General features: G+C 65.9%; 17 protein-coding genes. 9 read left to right on the forward strand and 8 right to left on the reverse strand.

What is annotated here, in order from left to right; all coding sequences use genetic code 11:
- Positions 1–434 precede the first annotated feature (434 nt).
- The 3 genes from HH308_RS12970 to HH308_RS12980 all read right to left on the reverse strand — a co-directional run bounded on the left by HH308_RS12970 (position 435) and on the right by HH308_RS12980 (position 3777).
- Positions 435–767 (reverse strand): hypothetical protein, encoded by a 333-nt coding sequence (locus HH308_RS12970; protein WP_170194636.1) that lies wholly within the window; start codon positions 765–767, stop codon positions 435–437.
- A gap of 1077 nt (positions 768–1844) precedes the next feature.
- Positions 1845–2864 carry a TIGR03617 family F420-dependent LLM class oxidoreductase gene (locus tag HH308_RS12975; protein WP_312870570.1) on the reverse strand — a complete coding sequence of 340 codons (1020 nt, stop codon included), beginning with the start codon at positions 2862–2864 and terminating at the stop codon, positions 1845–1847.
- 10 nt (positions 2865–2874) lie between these two features.
- Positions 2875–3777: an amidohydrolase family protein gene (locus HH308_RS12980; protein ID WP_312870571.1), complete on the reverse strand. Its 903-nt coding sequence runs from the start codon at positions 3775–3777 to the stop codon at positions 2875–2877.
- 160 nt (positions 3778–3937) lie between these two features.
- Here HH308_RS12980 and HH308_RS12985 point away from each other — a divergent pair, with 160 nt between their 5' ends.
- Genes HH308_RS12985 through HH308_RS13000 form a run of 4 tightly spaced genes read left to right on the forward strand, consistent with a single transcriptional unit; the run spans position 3938 to position 8923 of the window.
- Positions 3938–4735 carry a lysophospholipid acyltransferase family protein gene (locus tag HH308_RS12985; protein ID WP_170194637.1) on the forward strand — a complete coding sequence of 266 codons (798 nt, stop codon included), beginning with the start codon at positions 3938–3940 and terminating at the stop codon, positions 4733–4735.
- Between the two features lie 12 nt (positions 4736–4747).
- Positions 4748–6409 carry an AMP-binding protein gene (locus HH308_RS12990; RefSeq protein ID WP_170194638.1) on the forward strand — a complete coding sequence of 554 codons (1662 nt, stop codon included), beginning with the start codon at positions 4748–4750 and terminating at the stop codon, positions 6407–6409.
- Position 6410: 1 nt separating this feature from the next.
- Positions 6411–7805 (forward strand): wax ester/triacylglycerol synthase domain-containing protein, encoded by a 1395-nt coding sequence (locus tag HH308_RS12995; RefSeq protein ID WP_246284581.1) that lies wholly within the window; start codon positions 6411–6413, stop codon positions 7803–7805.
- Positions 7802–8923, forward strand: a complete 1122-nt coding sequence (locus tag HH308_RS13000; protein ID WP_170194639.1) for an alpha/beta fold hydrolase — start codon at positions 7802–7804, stop codon at positions 8921–8923. The genes HH308_RS12995 and HH308_RS13000 overlap by 4 nt, the downstream gene beginning before the upstream one ends.
- Before the next feature lie 3 nt (positions 8924–8926).
- Here the strand turns inward: HH308_RS13000 and HH308_RS13005 are convergent, their stop codons facing one another.
- The 5 genes from HH308_RS13005 to HH308_RS13025 are packed head-to-tail and all read right to left on the reverse strand — an operon-like array spanning position 8927 to position 13738.
- Positions 8927–10261, reverse strand: coding sequence for an alpha/beta hydrolase domain-containing protein (locus tag HH308_RS13005; protein ID WP_170194640.1), 1335 nt, complete (start codon positions 10259–10261; stop codon positions 8927–8929).
- A gap of 4 nt (positions 10262–10265) precedes the next feature.
- On the reverse strand, positions 10266–10649 hold the full coding sequence (locus HH308_RS13010; protein ID WP_170194641.1) for a carboxymuconolactone decarboxylase family protein: 384 nt from the start codon (positions 10647–10649) through the stop codon (positions 10266–10268).
- Positions 10649–11521, reverse strand: a complete 873-nt coding sequence (locus HH308_RS13015) for an NAD(P)-dependent oxidoreductase (RefSeq protein ID WP_170194642.1) — start codon at positions 11519–11521, stop codon at positions 10649–10651. The genes HH308_RS13010 and HH308_RS13015 overlap by 1 nt, the downstream gene beginning before the upstream one ends.
- Complete coding sequence (locus HH308_RS13020) at positions 11518–12246, reverse strand: SDR family oxidoreductase (protein ID WP_170194643.1); 729 nt, start codon at positions 12244–12246, stop codon at positions 11518–11520. Before HH308_RS13020 ends, HH308_RS13015 begins: the two co-directional genes overlap by 4 nt.
- Positions 12247–12274: 28 nt before the next feature.
- Positions 12275–13738: an aldehyde dehydrogenase gene (locus HH308_RS13025; protein ID WP_170194644.1), complete on the reverse strand. Its 1464-nt coding sequence runs from the start codon at positions 13736–13738 to the stop codon at positions 12275–12277.
- Between the two features lie 60 nt (positions 13739–13798).
- On the opposite strand from HH308_RS13025, the gene HH308_RS13030 reads away from it, so the two are divergent.
- Genes HH308_RS13030 through HH308_RS13050 form a run of 5 tightly spaced genes read left to right on the forward strand, consistent with a single transcriptional unit; the run spans position 13799 to position 18087 of the window.
- Positions 13799–14398: a TetR/AcrR family transcriptional regulator gene (locus HH308_RS13030; RefSeq protein ID WP_170194645.1), complete on the forward strand. Its 600-nt coding sequence runs from the start codon at positions 13799–13801 to the stop codon at positions 14396–14398.
- 59 nt (positions 14399–14457) lie between these two features.
- A complete protein-coding gene (locus HH308_RS13035) occupies positions 14458–15684 on the forward strand; it encodes a cytochrome P450 (RefSeq protein ID WP_211188469.1) in 1227 nt (408 codons plus the stop codon).
- Positions 15684–16478: an SDR family oxidoreductase gene (locus HH308_RS13040; protein WP_170194647.1), complete on the forward strand. Its 795-nt coding sequence runs from the start codon at positions 15684–15686 to the stop codon at positions 16476–16478. The genes HH308_RS13035 and HH308_RS13040 overlap by 1 nt, the downstream gene beginning before the upstream one ends.
- Entirely contained in the window at positions 16475–17896 is a 1422-nt protein-coding gene (locus HH308_RS13045) for a cytochrome P450 (RefSeq protein WP_170194648.1), read from the forward strand. Before HH308_RS13040 ends, HH308_RS13045 begins: the two co-directional genes overlap by 4 nt.
- Positions 17896–18087 carry a ferredoxin gene (locus tag HH308_RS13050; protein WP_170194649.1) on the forward strand — a complete coding sequence of 64 codons (192 nt, stop codon included), beginning with the start codon at positions 17896–17898 and terminating at the stop codon, positions 18085–18087. Before HH308_RS13045 ends, HH308_RS13050 begins: the two co-directional genes overlap by 1 nt.
- Positions 18088–18097 lie beyond the last annotated feature (10 nt).

Raw genomic sequence — 18097 nt, forward strand, 5'->3', positions numbered from 1 at the left:
ACGAAAGCTCAACAGGGGAACGGAATTTGGAGGAGCAGCTTGCTCCCTGAGTACCGTCGTCGTCGGCTGGTGCCGCAACCGTCTGCTCCCCGAGTGCCGAAGCGAGGTACGAGCTTCGGTGTAACGAGGGGTCTGGTGAGGTTGCCGACTGAGTCGGGACCGCGAGTCTCGGTAGCGCGCAACGATTCGTTGTGACTCATGGTGAGGTTGATGTTCGCGGTGAAGGCGAGCGACTGCCGTCCCGCGGGTGGTCGAGTGCCTGGCGAGGCGCTAGCCGAGCCGGGCGCGTCTCGAGGCCGCTCACCCCTGTGGGGTGAACTGTGCCGCAGCACTTTTGGCCGTCTTCGGGAGGCTCGCGGTGCTGGGGTCATGGCCAGGCTATGGGTGGGCCGAGTGGGCTGTCGCGGTCGGTTTGAGCGCCGCATGTGTCTGGTTTAGAAGGGTGGTGGGGTGTCGTCGTATTGCGGTAACGGTTCGTTGTCACGGGTGTGACTGGTGGGACTCGGATGGCGGGAGCGGATGCGCCAGTACTTGCAGGGTTCACCGGTGATGCGGTCGTGTTCGACGGCGGCCGCGTGCACGGCCTCGGCGGTTTCGCGTTCGGCTCGATTGGCGTCGCGTTCGCGTTGACGGCGGCGTTGTTTGTCGACCGTCGACGCCGACCGCCGCCGCCGCTTGTTTGTGCTGCTGCTGGTGGTGATGGGTGAGCCCGACGCCGAAGCCCTCAATGTCCCGAAACTCGTTCCCCGGTCAGCTTTTCGTCTCACCAGTCCCCTCGTTGCACCGAAGCTCGTCCCGCGCTTCGGCGCTCGGGGAGCGGGGTTGCGATGCGACCGACAACAACAGCACTCGGGGAGCGGAGGGTTGCGGCGCGACCGACAACGTGGACGGCACTTTGGGGAACGATGCACGTCGCCGAATCCCCGTTCCCCTGTGGGTTTTGCGTCTCACCAGCCCCTCGTTACACCGAAGCTCGTTCCTCGCTTCGGCACTCGGGCAGCAGAGGGATGCGACGCGGGTCGTCGACGGCGACACGGCGCGCAGAAACGCTCTCCGTCCCCGAAAGCCCGTCCCTCGTATAGCTTTGCGGGTCACCTGCCCCCTCTACTTCGTTACAACCGCTCGTTCCTCGCGGTCACTCAGCACGGCGGTTACACCGAAGCTCGTGCCTCGCTTCGGCACTCGGGGAGCAGAGGGGTGCGGCGTGAACGACAACGTGGACGCCACTTGGGGCGCGGAGGGTTGCGGCGCGAGCCACGTCGACAGCATTCGGGGAACGATGCACGTCCCCGAATCCCCGTTCCCCGGTCAGCCTTTTCGGGTCACCAGCCCCTCGTTACACCGAAGCTCGTTCCTCGCTTCGGCACTCGGGGAGCAGGGAAGGCATGCGACGCGGGTCGTCGACGGCAACACGGCGCGCAGAAACGCTCGCCGTCCCCGAAGTCCCGTCCCCCGGTCTGCTTTTCGTCTCACCAACCCCTCTACTTCGATACAACCGCTCGTTCCTCGCGGTCACTCAGCACGGCGGTTACACCGAAGCTCGTGCCTCGCTTCGGCACTCGGGGAGCAGGGAAGGCATGCGACGCGGGTCGTCGACGGCAATGCGGCGCGCAGAAACGCTCTCCGTCCCCGAAAGCCCGTTTCCCGGTCTGCTTTGCGGCTCACCAACCCCTCTACTTCGATACAACCGCTCGTTCCTCGCGGTCACTCAGCACGGCGGTTACACCGAAGCTCGTTCCTCGCTTCGGCACTCGGGAAGCGGACGGGGTTGCAGCGTGAGCAACGTCAACGGCACTCCGGGAGCGCACGACCGCATTGCGGAACTGCTCACCTTGCAGCATCGCCTAACCCCTCAACGCCGCACCCAGCGCTGCCAAGATCGCCGGATCTGCTTGATAGGGCGTATTGAATCCGATCCGATCGACCACCCCGTCGAATCGCCGCCGCAATTCCGTCGCACCCGATTCCACGTCTTCAACGGTCACCGCGACCGCGTCGACCAACTCGTCGTCGACGACGTCGGCCATCTCGATCCACTTGCCCTGCTTCGACATTTCCCTCAGCCGCGGTCCGATGGCGGCACGGTCGTGCAGTTCGAGAATCGGCCAGTATGCCGGTGTCGAGGCGTAGAACGCGATCTGCTTGCGGATCGCCTCTCGCGCCGCAACACGATCGTTCGGGCCCGCCCCGACGATCACCATCGCCGAGTGGTGCACCGCGAGAGTCTCGGCGTCGCGCCCGCGACTCGCCGCGCCCAGGCCCAACGTCGGCACGGTCACCTCGCGCAGGTAGTCGTCCGTCGCCAGCGGGTGCGACAGAAATCCGTCGGCGACGGCCCCGGCAGTATGTGTCATCTGCTCTCCGATACCAGCCAACCAGATTGGGGGAGGCCCGCTTTCGGCGACGACATTGGGGTCGGGCATGAACAACGGTGTCATCAACGTGTGCTGATAGAACTCGCCGCGGTGATCCAGCCGCCCACCGGTCAGCCAACTTTCCCAGATGGCCCGCACGGCGTCGATCAGGTCGGCCATCCGCGCCGCCGGACGACTCCACGGCATCGAGTAGCGCCGCGTGATGTGCGGCTTGATCTGCGTACCGAGCCCGAGGATGAACCGCCCACCCGAATACGCCTGCAGATCCCAGCCGAGCGTCGCCAACAGCATCGGATTTCGCGCGAACGCCACCGCGATCGACGTCCCGACCGTCACGCCACGGGTGTGCTCCGCCGCGAGCAACAGTGGCAAGAACGGATCATGCGCTCCCTCGAAGGTCCAAATCCCTTGGTACCCGGCGGCTTCGGCGTCGGTCGCCGCCGCGGCCATGTCCCGCAGATCGCACGTCAGAGTGACGTCGACCTTCACTCTTCGACCTTCACTCTTCGACGCCGAACACGCCGGCGGCGTTGTCGTACAACACGCCGCGCAGCCAGTCGTCGCCGAAGCTCAAGCGTGTCAATGCATCTAGAGCATGTCGGTAGCCGTACGGGATGTTGGGGTAGTCACTGCCGAGCAGGATCCGATCACCGAGGTCGATCAGGCGCGGATAGGCGTCGCGCGGATAGGGCGCCGACTCTTCGCTGAAGTCCGTGAACGACATAGTCGTGTCCAGCATGACCGACGGATATCGATCGGCCAGATCGAGGAACTCGACGTACTCCGGGGTACCCATATGCGCGATGATCAGCCGCAGAGACGGAAACCGGTGCAGCACTTCGGCGATCGGGCCCGGTCCGGTGAATCGCCCTGGCGCAGGGCCTGATCCGCAATGAATGACCACCGGAATCTGCGCGTCGGCCAGCTGTGCCCACACCCCGTCGAGCAGTGGATCGGTTGGCGAGTACTCGCCGACCTGAATGTGCGACTTGAAGATTCGTGCGCCGGCCTCGATCGCGCCGCCCACGTATGCCGGTGCTGACTCCTCCGGGTAGAACGTCGCGGTGTGCAGGCAGTCGGGTTGGCGCGCGGCGAAGTCGGCGCCCCAGCCGTTGAGCCACTCGGCCATGTCGGGTTTGTGTGGATAGATCATCGACGTGAAGCGACGCACCCCGAAAGCCTTCAGCCCGTCGACCCGAACTTCTTCGTCGGCGCGATAGTTGATCGGCCAATCGCGGCCCAGCATCGGCCCGGCCGAATCGAAGTAGGCCCACACCTTGTCCATCACGTTGCGCGGCATGAAGTGCGTGTGCACGTCGATCAGTCCCGGCAGGCTGAGGCCTCGCCAGACCTCGGTGACCGAGCGGGCCTCGTCGGCGCTGAACGGTTCTGGAGTCGTCACTCTGGTCACCCTACGCCCGGCGGTGATCGGAACCGATGCGCCCGGTGAACAGTGACGCCCGTCACTCGCAATGGCAGTCCAAAGTAGAACATGTTCTAATAGCTAGGTAGAACACGTTCCAATTAGCTCTGGACCTGCGGACACGCTGGGAGGCGACGCCATGACGACCGACACGATCGACCACGCGGTGCGCGACGAAACCTGGGTCAAACGTGTACTGCCGGTGCTGCGGGCGGTCGCCAAAACCTACTTCCGCTCGGAGGTTCGGGGCATGGACAAGGTCCCCGACGGTGGGGTCCTGTTGGTCTCCAACCACTCCGGCGGACTGATGGCCTTCGACGTCCCCGTCATCGCCGTCGCCTTCGCCGAGCAGTTCGGCGCGTCCCGTCCGCTCTACACCCTCGCCCACGACCTCCTCTTCACCGGTTTCGGCAAAGAGATCTTCGGCAAGACCGGCTTCCTCCCGGCACGCCCGCGCACTGCGGTCCGCGCACTGCGCGACGGCGCCGCCACCATCGTGTTCCCCGGCGGCGACTGGGAAGCCATGCGCCCGACGTCGCAGAGCGCGACCATCGACTTCCGCGGGCGCACGGGCTATATCCGCACGGCGCTCGAAGCGGGCGTCCCCATCGTTCCGATCGTCACCATCGGCGGCCAGGAGACGCAGCTGTTCCTCAATCGCGGCGACGGCCTCGCCAGGCTCCTCCGCGTCGACAAGCTGTTCCGAATCCAAAGCGCCCCCTTCGGTTTCGGCTTCCCGTTCGGACTCACCCCGGGCTTCCCGCCGAATATCCCACTGCCGTCGAAGCTGGTCACCGAGGTCCTCGACCCGATCGACCTCACCGCCGAATTCGGCACCGACCCGTCCATCGACGAGATCGACGACGTGATTCGCAAACGCATGCAGCACGCACTCGACGACCTCGCCCGCAACCGCCGCTTTCCCGTCCTGGGCTGACCGGAGGATCTCATGCCGAACACCATCCGCACTCGCGCAACACAATTGACCTGGCTCACTCGCACACTCGTGCGCAGCGGCTTCCTCGGAACCGTCCGCCTCGACCGCTACGCACGCATGGGAGTCAACCTCCGGAGGCACGGCGGGCCATCACCGGTGAGCGGCATCGGCCTCGCCGCGGCTCGCGCCCCACGCGCCACCGCCATCATCGACGACGCCGGACGGCTCACCTGGTCGCAGCTCGACGCCCGCTGCGACGCATTGGCCGCAGCCATCGCCGCGATGCCGGGCCCGCCGGTCAAGACCGTGGCGATCATGTGCCGCAATCATCGCGGCCTCATCGAATCTCTCGCCGCCACTTCACGTCTCGGTCTCGACGCCGTGCTGCTCAACACCGGTTTCGCCGGACCTCAGTTCACCGACGTGGTCGTCGGCGAACGGGTGGACCTGCTCATCGTCGACGACGAGTTCGACGCTCTGACGGCCGGTGCGCTCGCCGCGAGCCCCGGCCTCCGCGTCGTCCGCGCCTGGATCGACGACGCCGCGGGCTCCGATTCCGTCGACGGCCTCATCGAATCCCATCTCGGACACCGACCCGTGCGCCCGCGCCGGGCCGGCCGCATCGTCCTGCTGACGTCGGGTACCACCGGAACCCCGAAAGGCGCTCGCCGCGGCGGGTCTACCGATATCGCGTCCCTCGCCGCCATGTTGGACCGAATCCCTTGGCGCGCAGGGGAATCCACCGTCATCGCCGCACCGATCTTCCATGCGTGGGGATTCGGTCAGGTCGCCGTCGCGGCCACCATGACCTGCACCATGGTCATGACCCGCCGATTCGACCCGCGGACCACCCTCGACCTGGCGCGCACGCACCGGGCCGCGGGCATCGCCGTGGTGCCGGTGATGCTCGAACGCATCATGGACCTCCCTACCGAGGTCCTCGACCAATACCGCTTGCCCGCACTGCGTTTCGTCACCGCGAGCGGCTCGCGCATGCGTCCCGAAGCCGTGTCGGCCTTCATGGATCGCTTCGGCGACGTCGTTTACAACAGCTACAACGCCACCGAGGCCGGCTTGATCAGCACCGCCACTCCAGCCGACCTGCGTGCCGCGCCGGAAACCGCCGGCCGGCCCCTCGTCGGGACCAGTGTCCGCATCCTCGACGACGCCGACCGGCCCGTCGCGATCGGAGACATCGGACGGATCGTCGTCGCCAGCTCATCTGGCTTCGACGGCTACACGTCCGGCAGCACAAAGGATTTCGCCGACGGACACATGATCTCGGGTGACGTCGGGCGCATCGACGAGCGCGGACTGTTGTTCGTCGTCGGCCGCGACGACGAGATGATCGTCTCCGGTGGTGAGAACGTCTACCCGCTCGAAGTCGAGCAGGTGCTCGGCACCCATCCCGCCGTCGGCGAGGTCGCCGTGATCGGCGTCGACGACGACCGATTCGGACAGCGCCTCGCCGCATTCGTCGTCCGCCGACACACCGCGAGTGTCGCGTCCCTCGACGCCGAGGCAGACCGGTTGCGGCGACACGTCAAAGACCACCTCGCCGGCTTCAAGGTTCCCCGTGACGTCCATTTCATCGACGAATTGCCGCGCAACGCAACGGGTAAAGTCCTCAAGCGCTCACTCGTCGCCGTCGGTGACGACCGGAAGGTCGGCTGACATGACTCGCGCACCAGAACGGATGTCGGGTCCAGACGCTCTCATGCTGAACATGGAGACGCCGTCGACGCCGATGCACACGCTCAAGATCGCCGTCCTCGACCCTTCGCGGCGAGGCATGTCGATCACACTCGCCGAGCTGCTCGACACCCTGCCGCACTATCTCGGCATGTTTCCCCGCGCGACGCAGCGCGTGGCGCAGGTTCCGGGTCATGCCGCTCGGCCGTACTGGGTGACCGACGAATCCTTCGACATCGCACACCATCTCGACGAGGTATGGGTGAAAGCGCCCGGCGGCCGTGCGCAACTCGACGCAATAGCCTCGGATCTCGCTGTGCGACAGCTCGATCGGAGCCGACCCCTCTGGGCGCTGACCTTGGTCAACGGTCTCGCCGAGGGGCGCCAGGCGGTCATCGTGCGGATTCACCACGCCGTAGCCGACGGCCTCGCCGCGCTCAACACTTTCATGGCATCGACCGGCCTGCACGGCGACGTCCTCGCAGCGTCGCCGGTGAATACCGATGCGGCGCAGGTCGATATGCGTGGTCTCACCCTGGCGGCGCACGACGACTCCGGTCGTCTGCTCCGCGGCGTGCCCGCGCTCGTCGGCGATTTCGCCCGGGCCGCGGGCATCAAACGGCGAGCCGATCGACATGCCGTGCCACGGCCACTGACGGTGCGCCGCACCAGTTTCAACACGCGCAGCGGCGCGGCCCGGCACTGCGCCAGCGGTGACATCCCGCTCGCCGCGGTCCAGCGCATCGCAGTCGCGACCGGTACCACCGTCAACGGTGCGCTGCACGGCGTCATCGCGGGTGCGATGCGTGCGGAACTACTCGCTCGCGGCGAAGCCCCGGGCGCATCGGTGACGGTGTTCGGTGTGTGCCGCGATCTGTCATCGACACGCACCGAGGGAAACGACATCGCGACGGCGCTCGCCTACCTGCGCTCCGACCTAGCCGATCCCATTGCGCGCGTTCAGGAAACCGCAGTCAGTTGCGCCGCGGCGGTGAAGTACCGACGCGACGCCGGATTCGATCTGACGGCCAAGGTGGCCACCTACACCGGGCGTCTCGGCCCGATCTTCCGATCACTCGCGGCGCATCGGATGCCGAGGGTCATGAACAACATCACCACGGCCAACATGCCGGGGCCGCGTCAAACGCGATGGATCGGCGACGTCGAGGTCGTCGACTGGATCTCCTTCGCGCTTGCGATCGCCCCCGCCGACGTCAACCTCACCGCCTACAGCTACGCGGGCCGATTGACGATGGGCCTGATCAGTACCCCCGAGTCGATGCCCAACCCGGCGAGATTCCTTGCGCGGGTCCGTGATTCACTGATCGAGGTGAGCGAGGCGCTGGGGCTCGACGTCGAAGCCGGAGTCCGCCGGTGACCGACTGGGAGACGAATCGTGCACGCCTGGAGCTGTTCACATCGGTGCTGCCCCGCGCCGTCGGCGGCGCGCGTGCGGCTCGCCGAGGCGATCCACCGCGAGGCGTGCCGCCGTCGGCCGCAGGAGCGAGGGTGGTCGGCGAGTCGGCGATCGACGAGCTCTTCATCGCGATCAATTCGGTGACACGAAAGATCCCCGACGTCGCCACGATCGCGGCGCGCATCGACAGCTGCGCGGCCGTCGCCCATGAGCTGTCTGCGCTGGGTGTCGCCGGCGCCAACCCGCGACCACCGACTGCGACGATCACCCGGATGACGTCCAAGGTGTTCGGTACCAACAAGTTCCAGTTGGTCGACTATCGCGCTGACATTGCGCTACCCGATCCGGTCGCCGGTGCGGATCAGTATTCCGGACAGCCGGCGTCGATGCGGATGATGCGTGCCGGGGGAGCGGGCAAACGCTGGATCGTCTGGGTGCACGGCGCGGCGCAGGGCCGACCGGATGATCTGTACGCGTTCCGCGCCGCTGCGCTGCATCAGATCCTCGGTTACGAGGTGGTGCTGCCGGTGTTGCCGGCGCACGGTCGACGCCGGATCACCGGTGTGAGCTATCCCGGCATAGATCCGCTGACCAATGTCGCGGTGAGTCTGCGGGCGATCGCCGAGATCCGTTCGCTGATCCGGTGGATCGCCACTCAGGATCCGAGTGAAATCGTCGTCGCCGGTACATCATTGGGCGGCCCGCTCGCCGCGATGGTCGCGTCGCTGGCGCCCGAGGTCGGTTCGGTGCTCGCGGTAGTACCGATGCTCGACATGCATGCGACGTTGGCGCACCACATGGATCGCGGCGGAAGGCGGGGCCGAGAACTCGCGGGGCTGATGCGCGATCCCGCGGTGGGCGCCGTGTCGTCGGTGGTGGATCCCCTTGCCGTCGAACCGATCCCGGTCAACGGCCGCCGAATGGTGGTGGCGGCGTTGAACGATCGAGTGACCTCGGTTCGCTCGGCTCAGCGGCTACACGACCATTGGGATGGCCGGGTGCACTGGTTCCGCGGAAGCCATGTGGGACATGCGTTTTCCCCGAACGTACGCACAGTCGTGGACGGGTTCCTGGCGTAGTGCCTACCCGGACACCAACTCCGGGTGCGCATCCGCCATCAGCTCGTCCCGATCCGCCTCCAGCGCAAAACCTTCCGCGATCGCCTCGTCGACTGCGGCACGGTAGTGATCGAGATACGACTCGACCGAGCCGTAGCGCTTCATCAGCACCGCCGGCTCGATCTGCGCAGTCGCGCCGAACAACAGATGTATCCGCGACACCGGATTTTCCACGACGCCGGTCAGTACCTGCGTGGGTGCGTCGACGCACGGCGCCCGCACACCACCTCGCACATTCCCGATCTCGTCGGTCACGAAGGCAGCGTCGTCGCCGTCTCCGGACAGTTCCAGCGCCGGAGCGGTAGGCGGCTCGACGCCGTCGGCCACCCAGGCCCGCGCATGGGCCAGCGCCGCGCGCAACGCGAAACGCTGTTGCCCGCGGTTCACCGGCTCGGGGCTACCCAGATAGTCCTCAAAGGGCCCGATCTGAAAGAGATCCGCGTGCGCGGTGCCGGCTAGTTCCCAGGTCCTCCGCCGCGACGAATCATCTTGTCGTGCACGGTGAAACTGGAAATTCGTCAGCACATCGGTCTCCGTCTCAATGGTGAACACCGGCTTGGCGAAATCGTCCGGAATCGTGACCGTCGCGCCGCCGAACGTCTCGCCGACGTCGATTCCGGCGCCGACGGTCCCCAGCGGCAAACGCGCGGCGGCCCGACTGTGGATGAAGTATCCGTCGAATACCTCGTCGGCGTCGAACGCCGTCACATAGGTCGTCAAAGCCATCGCCGACTGCGACTCGCCGATGGCCAGGACGTGCGAGATGTCCAGCCCGGCGAGCGGATGCGACGCGTCGTGGACCGACCGCAGCGCCGAGCCGACCGACCGGAAGATGTCGTAGCAGTAGGCATCTCCCGGATGATGCAGTGCCCCATAGCGTTCGGGGTCTTTGCCGGCCAGTGATTGTGGCCTGTCGTCGGCCAGGCCGACCGACCCCGCACCGCCTTCGACGCCGATGTATTGCGCCGACACTCCCGCCCACGCGTATCCGCCGCGCACCAGTTCCTCGGCGAGATAACTGTATTCGGGTGCGGCGTCGGTTCCACTGCTGACATTGAGCCATTCGACTACGAGGATGCCGTTGAAGCCGTCGGTGGACGCGGGGCGCCGAACGATGACCCGCGTGGTGAACTCCGCCGCGTCGACCGGGCCCGAATCGGTAACGCCCGCAACCGAACCGCTGACCGCGAACTCGGCGTCGGAGTATCCGGCAGCGGCCAGGTCGGGGGCTGGTGCGGCCGATAGCACCGAACACCCGTTGCCGCCGTTCAGCGGAGTGAACACCACACGTGACGTCATCGCTCTAGGACTCTTTCTGTTGCTGCTTCTTGTACTTCTTGCTTACACCGCCGAACATCATCGTCAACTTACTGCCCAGCGGCCAGCCGATGTAATAACAGAGGAACAAGCCGATTTCATCGAGTTCCTCCGGCGTCAGTTCGCCGTTGCCGAGAGCCGCGCCCGCCTGGATCTCGGCGACGTCGATCTGGTTGGTGGCGGCGAGCGCTCCCAGGAGCAGCAGGCGCCGGTCGCGGATCGACAGTCCCTCCCGCGACCACACTTCGCCGAAGACTTGATCGGCGGTGTGCGCGAAGAAGTCGCCGGGTCCGTCGGCCATCTCCCAGCCGTACACCTTCGACATCATGTCGAGGCCCTTGCGGCGCTGCGGGGTCATCTCTTCGGTCATCAGTTGTCTGCCTCCTGATCAGTTCTCGGAACACCGAGCCACGCGCCGAGATTCGCGAGGGCGATATCGCCGAGCCGCAGTTCGACGCCGACCTGCGACGCCAGTTCCGATGCCAGCGACAGGTCCTTCTCGCCGAGATCGCGGACGTGGCTGAAGATTCCGTACCAGAAATCGTCCGGGGCGATCGGTGCGGTGGTGTCGCGCAACATGATTGCGCCCGCCCCGCCGGTGATGGCGTCGGTGTGCCGTACGACTCGTCCCAGCTTGGACAGGTCGATGCCGGCCGCTTCGGCCAGTCGCGATGCCTCGGCGCTCGCCGCGAACGAAATGAAATGCAAGAGGTTGCGCGCCAGCTTCATTCGCGTGCCCGCGCCGACGTCGCCGGCATGCACGAGCAGGTCGGACACCGGCGCGAACGCGGGCTTGATCCGCTCGTACGCCTCGCGCGGTCCGCCGACCATGACGGCCAGTCGTCCCTGCGCCGCCCCCTGCGCCCCACCGGAAATCGGCGCGTCAACCACGACGACCCCGCTCGCCGACGCGGCTTGCGCCAGTTCGACGGCGGTCGCCGGATTGATGGTCGAGTGAATTGCGATGATCGTCCCCGACGGTGCGGCCGTCAGCAGACCGTTCACCACCGTCCGCACCTGTGCGTCGTCGACCACACAGATGGAAATGATGTCGGCGTCGGTTCCCAACTGCGCCAACGAGGTTGCCGCCGACGCCCCCGCGTCGACCAGTTTCGCCACGGCCGTCTCATCGAGGTCGTAGACCGTCAGCGGACTGTCACCACGCGCCAGCTTCTCGGCCATCGGCCCGCCGATATTGCCGAGGCCAACATAGCCGAGGCGCAGGGGTGCGGTGGGGGTCACGAGCGGATCACCTGTCCGCCGTCGACGTTGAAGATCTGACCGGTGATCCACTGCGCGTCGTCGGACAGCAGGAACAGGCACATGCCGACGAGGTCCTCCGGGGTGCCCATCCGCTTGAGCGGCAGGCCCTTGACGATGTCGGCGACCATGTTCGACGGGGTGGTGGTACGGGTGGCCTCGGTGTCGATCGGGCCCGGAGCGATGGCGTTGACGCGGATGTTCGCTCCGCCCAGCTCGACGGCGAGCTGCTGCGTGAGACCGTTGATACCGACCTTGGCGAGACCGTAGAACCCGCTGTACAGCCATGCGGCAGTAGAGGATTGGTTGACGATCGCGCCGCCGGAGTTCATCTGTCCGTATGCCGCGCGGGTAACGTTGAGCGCGCCGTCGAGGTTGACGCTCATGAACTTCTTGTAGTAGTCCCACGGCACGGTGATCAGGAAGTCGAGCTTCATGCCGCCGTAGATCGCGGCGTTGTTGATCAGGTAGTCGATCTTGCCGAATGATTCGACGGTCTGTGCGACAAGGCTTTTCGCCGATTCCTCGTCGGCGACGTCGGTGTGGACGTACTTTCCGCCGATGTCGGCGGCGACCTTCTCGCCGAGTTCGTCGTTGACGTCGGCGACGACGACCCGCGCTCCTTCGGCGGCGAGTGCACGGGCGTAGGCTTCACCGATGCCGCCCGCGGCGCCGGTGACGATGGCTGTCTTGTTCTCGAATCGCATTGTGCGGGTTCCTTTTTCGTGGGAGTTGTTAGGCGGGGTATGCAATGGCTTTGGTTTCGAGGTATTCCTCGAAACCCGCGACGCCCATCTCTCGGCCGATGCCGGAGGCCTTGTATCCGCCGAACGGGACATCGGCGGAGTACCAGATGCCGCCGTTGACGCCGAGGGTGCCGGTGCGGATTCCGTTGACCACCTTGTCGATTCGTGCTTCGTCGGTTCCGTAGACGGCGCCCGACAGGCCATACGGCGAATCGTTGGCGATCGCGATCGCATCGTCGTCGCCGTCATAGGGGAGGATGACCAGAACCGGACCGAACACCTCCTCCTGGGCGATTGCGGCTGAATTGTCGACACCTGAGATCAGCGTCGGCTCGACGAAGAAGCCCGGCCGGTCGACGGCCTCGCCGCCGATCTCTATCGTCGCGCCGTCGGCGCGGGCCGCGTCGATGTAGCCGAGCACTCGGTCCCGCTGGCGCGCGGATGCGACGGGGCCGCAGATGGTTCCCGGCTTCGTCGGATCGTCGGCGCGCAGTCCGGCCATCGCGTTTCGCGTCAAGGTGATCGCCTCGTCGAGCTGATCACGCGACACGAGCAGGCGAGTGGTGATCGCACACCCCTGCCCGGCATGAGTGAGAACGCTGAACGCCGCCATGTTGCATGCCCCGGCGAGGTCGGCGTCGTCGAGGACCACGAACGCCGACTTTCCGCCGAGTTCCAGGAAGACCTTCTTCAAGGTCTCCGACGCGGCGGCCATCACCTTTCGGCCGGTTGCGGTGGATCCGGTGAAGGACACCAGATCCACGCGCGGATCGGTGGTCAACTGCGTGCCCAGCGCGTGATCGGTCGAGGTGACGATGTTGATGACGCCCGGCGGGACGTCGGTCTCCTCGGCGATCACCTTGCCGACCAGCGCCGCGCACCACGGTGTGTCGGGGGCCGGCTTGAGCACCACCGTGCATCCGGCGGCGAGCGCGGGGCCGATCTTGGCGAAGTTGATCTGATGCGGAAAGTTCCACGGGGTGATCGCGCCGACCACACCGATCGCCTCGGCGCGCAACTCGCGGCGGGTCTTGATACCCATTGGTGCGGCCTGACCGAGATCGGTTGTCCAGGAATAGGATTCGGCGATCTCGGCGAAGTAGCCGAGATCGTTGATCGGTCCCTCGAGCTGTGGTCCGTGCGTGAGGAATATCGGGCAGCCCACTTCGGCGACTGTCAGCTCACGCAGTTCATCGGTGTGCGCCGCGAGGGCATCGCGCAACTGCCGCAGGCACTTTGCGCGGAATGCGTGATCGTGCGACCAGTCGGTCGTGTCGAATGCGTTGCGCGCGGCCGCGATCGCCGCGTCCATGTCGGCCGCGGTCGCGTCGGCGGCTCGCCCGATGACCTCCTCGGTTGCCGGATTGACGACGTCGAATGTCCCACCGGATCCCGGCACGAGTTTGCCGTCGATCAGTAGCTCCGAACTGTCGGTCGGACGTAGAACGCTCACTGGACCTCCATCTGGACAGGTGTCTGGACTCAGGTTCAAACGTAGTGTAGCGTCGCTGATATGTCCAGCACGGAACAGGCGCCGACGAGCGTCGCGCAGGAGTCCACCCGCCGTCGACTGTCTGTTCAGCAGGCCGAAACGGTGGCTAAGTTGACCGACGCGGCCGTCGTCGTTCTCAACGAGGTCGGCTTCGACGGACTGACCGTGCGGACCGTCGCCAAACGTGCGGGGGTTGCGCCCGCGACGGCTTACACCTACTTCTCGTCGAAGAGTCATCTCGTCGCCGAGGTGTTCTGGCGACGCCTCGCCGACGGTGTGCCAGAACCGGATTCGACGCGCAGTCGTACCGATCGGGTGACCGAGGTGCTGCGTGCCGTGGCACTCGTCGCGGCGGGACAGGGTCAGCTCAGCGGCGCGGTTACCGTCGCGCTGCTCGGCTCAGACCCAGACGTCGAACATCTGCGACTGCGTATCGGCGGCTTCATTCGGGTGCGCCTCGCTCAGGCGCTCGACGTCGACCCGGATGATCCCGGGCCCGTCGTCGACACTCTCGAATTGCTGTACGCCGGTGCTCTGGTGCACGCCGGCATGGGCCACCTCAGCTATGAGGCCACCGCTGAACGACTGGTTGCTGCCGCGTTGCGCGTGCTCGACCACTGATCTCGACCCAGCCGACCACGAAGGAGCCCGGCGTGTCCGACACCGCCATCACCCACGGCATGGAGCATCTCGTTCCGTTCGATCCGTACGCCTACGACCTGCACGAGGATCCGTATCCCACCTACCGGCGACTACGTGAGGAGGCGCCGGTCTATCACAATGCGGCGATGAACTTCTGGGCGCTCTCGCGTCATGAGGACGTCCGCACCGCATTCCGCGACGCGCCACGGCTTTCCAACGGCTGGGGTGTTTCGATGGACCCGTCGGCGTTCGGCCCCGATGCGCACAAGTCGATGTCGTTTCTGGCCATGGACGATCCCAAACACCTGCGCATCCGCAAACTCGTGTCGAAAGGCTTCACCCCGCGTCGGGTCAATGAACTCGCCGGCCGTATTTCCGCACTGACACAACAACATTGGGGCAAATGCCTCGACGCGGGCGAATTCGATTTCATCGCAGACTTCGCCGGGCTGCTGCCGATGGACGTCGTCAGCGAATTGCTGGGCGTGCCCGGCGACGACCGCGCGTTCCTGCGCGAGCAGTCCGACTTGCTGATCCACCGCGAAGACGGCGTGCTCGACATCCCGGAGGCCGCGATCCATGCGTATCTAGGCCTCTACCAATACTATTCGGATCTGGTCGGCGGCCGCCGCAGGCAGCCCGGGGAAGACCTGGTCTCCGCGTTGCTGGGCGCGGAGGTCGCCGGCGACGACGGTGAGCTGACCCGCCTCAGAGACGACGAGATCATCGGCTTCATGATGCTCATGGTGGTCGCGGGCAACGAGACCACCACCAAACTGTTGTCCAATTCGGTCTATTGGGGTTGGCGATTTCCCGATCAACTGGCGAAAGTGCTCGCCGCACCGGATGAGGTGGTTCCGGACTGGACCGAGGAGACACTCCGCTACGACACGTCGACGCAGATCCTGGTTCGACGCGTACTCGACGACGTCGAGTACGGCGGATTCACCATCGGGGCGGGCGAACGGGTCTTGCTGCTCGTCGGATCGGCCAACCGTGACGAGGCCGTGTTCGGGCCCACCGCAGACCAATACGTGGTCGGTCGGCACGCGGAGAGCTCCGTCGGGCAGGCCCTGATGAGCTTCGGGCTCGGTACTCACTTCTGCCTCGGCGCGCACCTGGCCCGCCTGGAAACCAACGTGGGGCTGACCGAGGTGGCCCGCTCCATCCGGGCCATCGACATCGACATCGACCGGGCGGAACGCGTGCACTCGGTGAATGTACGTGGATTCGCTTCCCTCCCGGTGAAAGTGACGGTGCGCTGATGCCGAGGTTTCAACCGCATCCGGCTCGTCGCCCGGTGCTGATCGCCGGCGCGTCGTCCGGCATCGGCGCGTCGACGGCCGAATTGCTCGGTGCCGCAGGCTATCCCGTCGCGCTCGGCGCTCGTCGCGTCGAGAAATGCCAGGAAGCCGCGGAGAAGATCATCGCCGCCGGTGGCGAAGCGATCGCCGTGCCGCTCGATGTCACCGACACCGCGTCGGTCACCGACGCGGTCGCGAAAGCCCAAGCGGCGCTAGGCCCCTTGGAAGTCGTGATCTCCGGTGCGGGTGATCTCGCGGTGGGCCGAGCTCACGAGATGAGCTCGTCGGCATGGGCGTCGCAGATCGACATCCACCTCGTCGGGGCCCACCGGTTGTACCGGGCGGTCGTGCCGGACATGATCACCCGACGTCGGGGCGACTTCGTCTTCATCGGCTCCGACGTCGCCATTCGCCCGCGCCCGTGGTCGTCGGCGTATGTCGCCGCGAAGACCGGCATCGAAGGCCTGGTCGCCACCGCACAGATGGAGTTGGAGGGAACGGGCGTGCGCGCCAGCGTGATTCGGCCCGGACAGACGCTGACCGGAATGGGAATGAACCTCGACCAGGCCGACACCGAGGGCATGCTCAACGACTGGATCAAGTTCGGCCTCGCCCGCCACGGAAACTTCATGACTCCCGACAACGTCGCGCAGGCGATCAGCTCGGTCATCGCGATGCCGCCCGGCGCGCACATCCGGGTTCTCGAAGTGGAGGCCGAAGGCAAACTGACGAAACTCGAGGAGGAGACCAAATGACCTCATATGCAGGGGCGAGCGCAGCGACGGGGGAGTCGACGCCGCGGCGGGTGTCCGGTGGCGGCGGTCAACACGGTCACCTCGACGAGCTGGCGAGCGATCCGATCGGTCTGTTCGAGCGGGTCCGCGACGAATGCGGTGACGTCGGTCGGTTTCAGCTCGCGGATCGCGAAGTGGTGCTGGTCTCCGGTGCCGCGGCCAACGAGGAGTTCTTCCGGGCGCCCGACGAGGTGCTCGACCAGGCTGCCGCATACCCGTTCATGACACCGGTGTTCGGGGAGGGCGTCGTCTTCGACACCAGCCCCGAGCGTCGCTCGGAGATGCTGCACAATCAGGCACTCAAGGGTGCCCATATGAAGCAGCACGCGATCACCATCCCTGACGAGGTGGAGCGAATGATCGCCGAGTGGGGCGATGCCGGCGAGATCGATCTGCTGGAGTTCTTCGGGGAGCTGACGCTGTACACGTCGTCGTCGTGCTTGATCGGACGCAAGTTCCGCGACGAGCTGTCCAAACACGTCTCCGAGCTCTACCACGATCTGGAGAAGGGCACCGACCCGCTGGCCTACGTCGACTACCACGCCGACATCGAGAGCTTCCGGCGTCGCGACGCCGCTCGCGCCGAACTGGTCGAGTTCATCGCCGGTGTCCTGCAGCGGCGAGTCGCGAATCCGCCGGAGAAGAAGGAGGATCGGGATCTGCTCGACGTCCTGGTGTCGCTGAAGAACGACGACGGCTCGGCCATGTTCAGCGCCGACACCGTCACCGGCATCTTCATCTCGATGATGTTCGCCGGACATCACACGACGCAGGGCACCGCGGCGTGGACGCTGCTGGAATTGCTGCGCAACCCCGACTACCTGGCTCAGGTGGTGGCGGAGCTCGACGACATCTACGCCGACAAGGGAGATGGCAAGCCCGCGTACAGCTTTGCGGCGATGCGCCAGATTCCGCGGCTGGAATCGTCGTTGAAGGAGGCGCTGCGCCTGCATCCGCCGCTGATCATCCTGATGCGAGTCGTCCAGGAGGACTTCCACATTCATGGCATCGGAACCGACGGTGGCGCTGTCGAATACCTGGTGCGGGCGGGCCAGTCGATCGCGGTGTCGCCCGCCGTCTCCAACCGGCTGGCGGAGGATTTCCCGAATCCGGACGTCTTCGACCCGGACCGATATTTCGAGCCGCGCCAAGAAGATCTGGTCAACCGGTGGACGTGGATCCCGTTCGGCGCGGGCCGGCACCGTTGTGTCGGAGCGCAATTCGCGATCATGCAGCTCAAGGCGATCTTCTCGGTGTTGCTGCAGAACTACGAGTTCGAGATGGCTCAGCCGGCTGATTCCTATCACAACGACCACTCGAAGATGGTCGTGCAGCTGGCCCAGCCGTGTCGGGTCCGGTACCGTCGGCGGGCCCGCTGATGCGAGTCGTCGTCGACCTCGATCTGTGCCAGGGGCACGGCATGTGTGAGCTGGAAGCACCGGATGTGTTCTCTTCCGGCCGCGATCACGTCGACGTGTTGCAGGAGAAGCCCGACGATTCTGTCCGCGCGGAAGTTCTTGCCGCCGTGCGGTATTGCCCAACCCAAGCACTCAAGATCGTCGATGACTGACGGTCGGAAC

The sequence above is a fragment of the Gordonia asplenii genome, assembly GCF_012933505.1.
Taxonomy (GTDB): Bacteria; Actinomycetota; Actinomycetes; order Mycobacteriales; family Mycobacteriaceae; genus Gordonia; species Gordonia asplenii.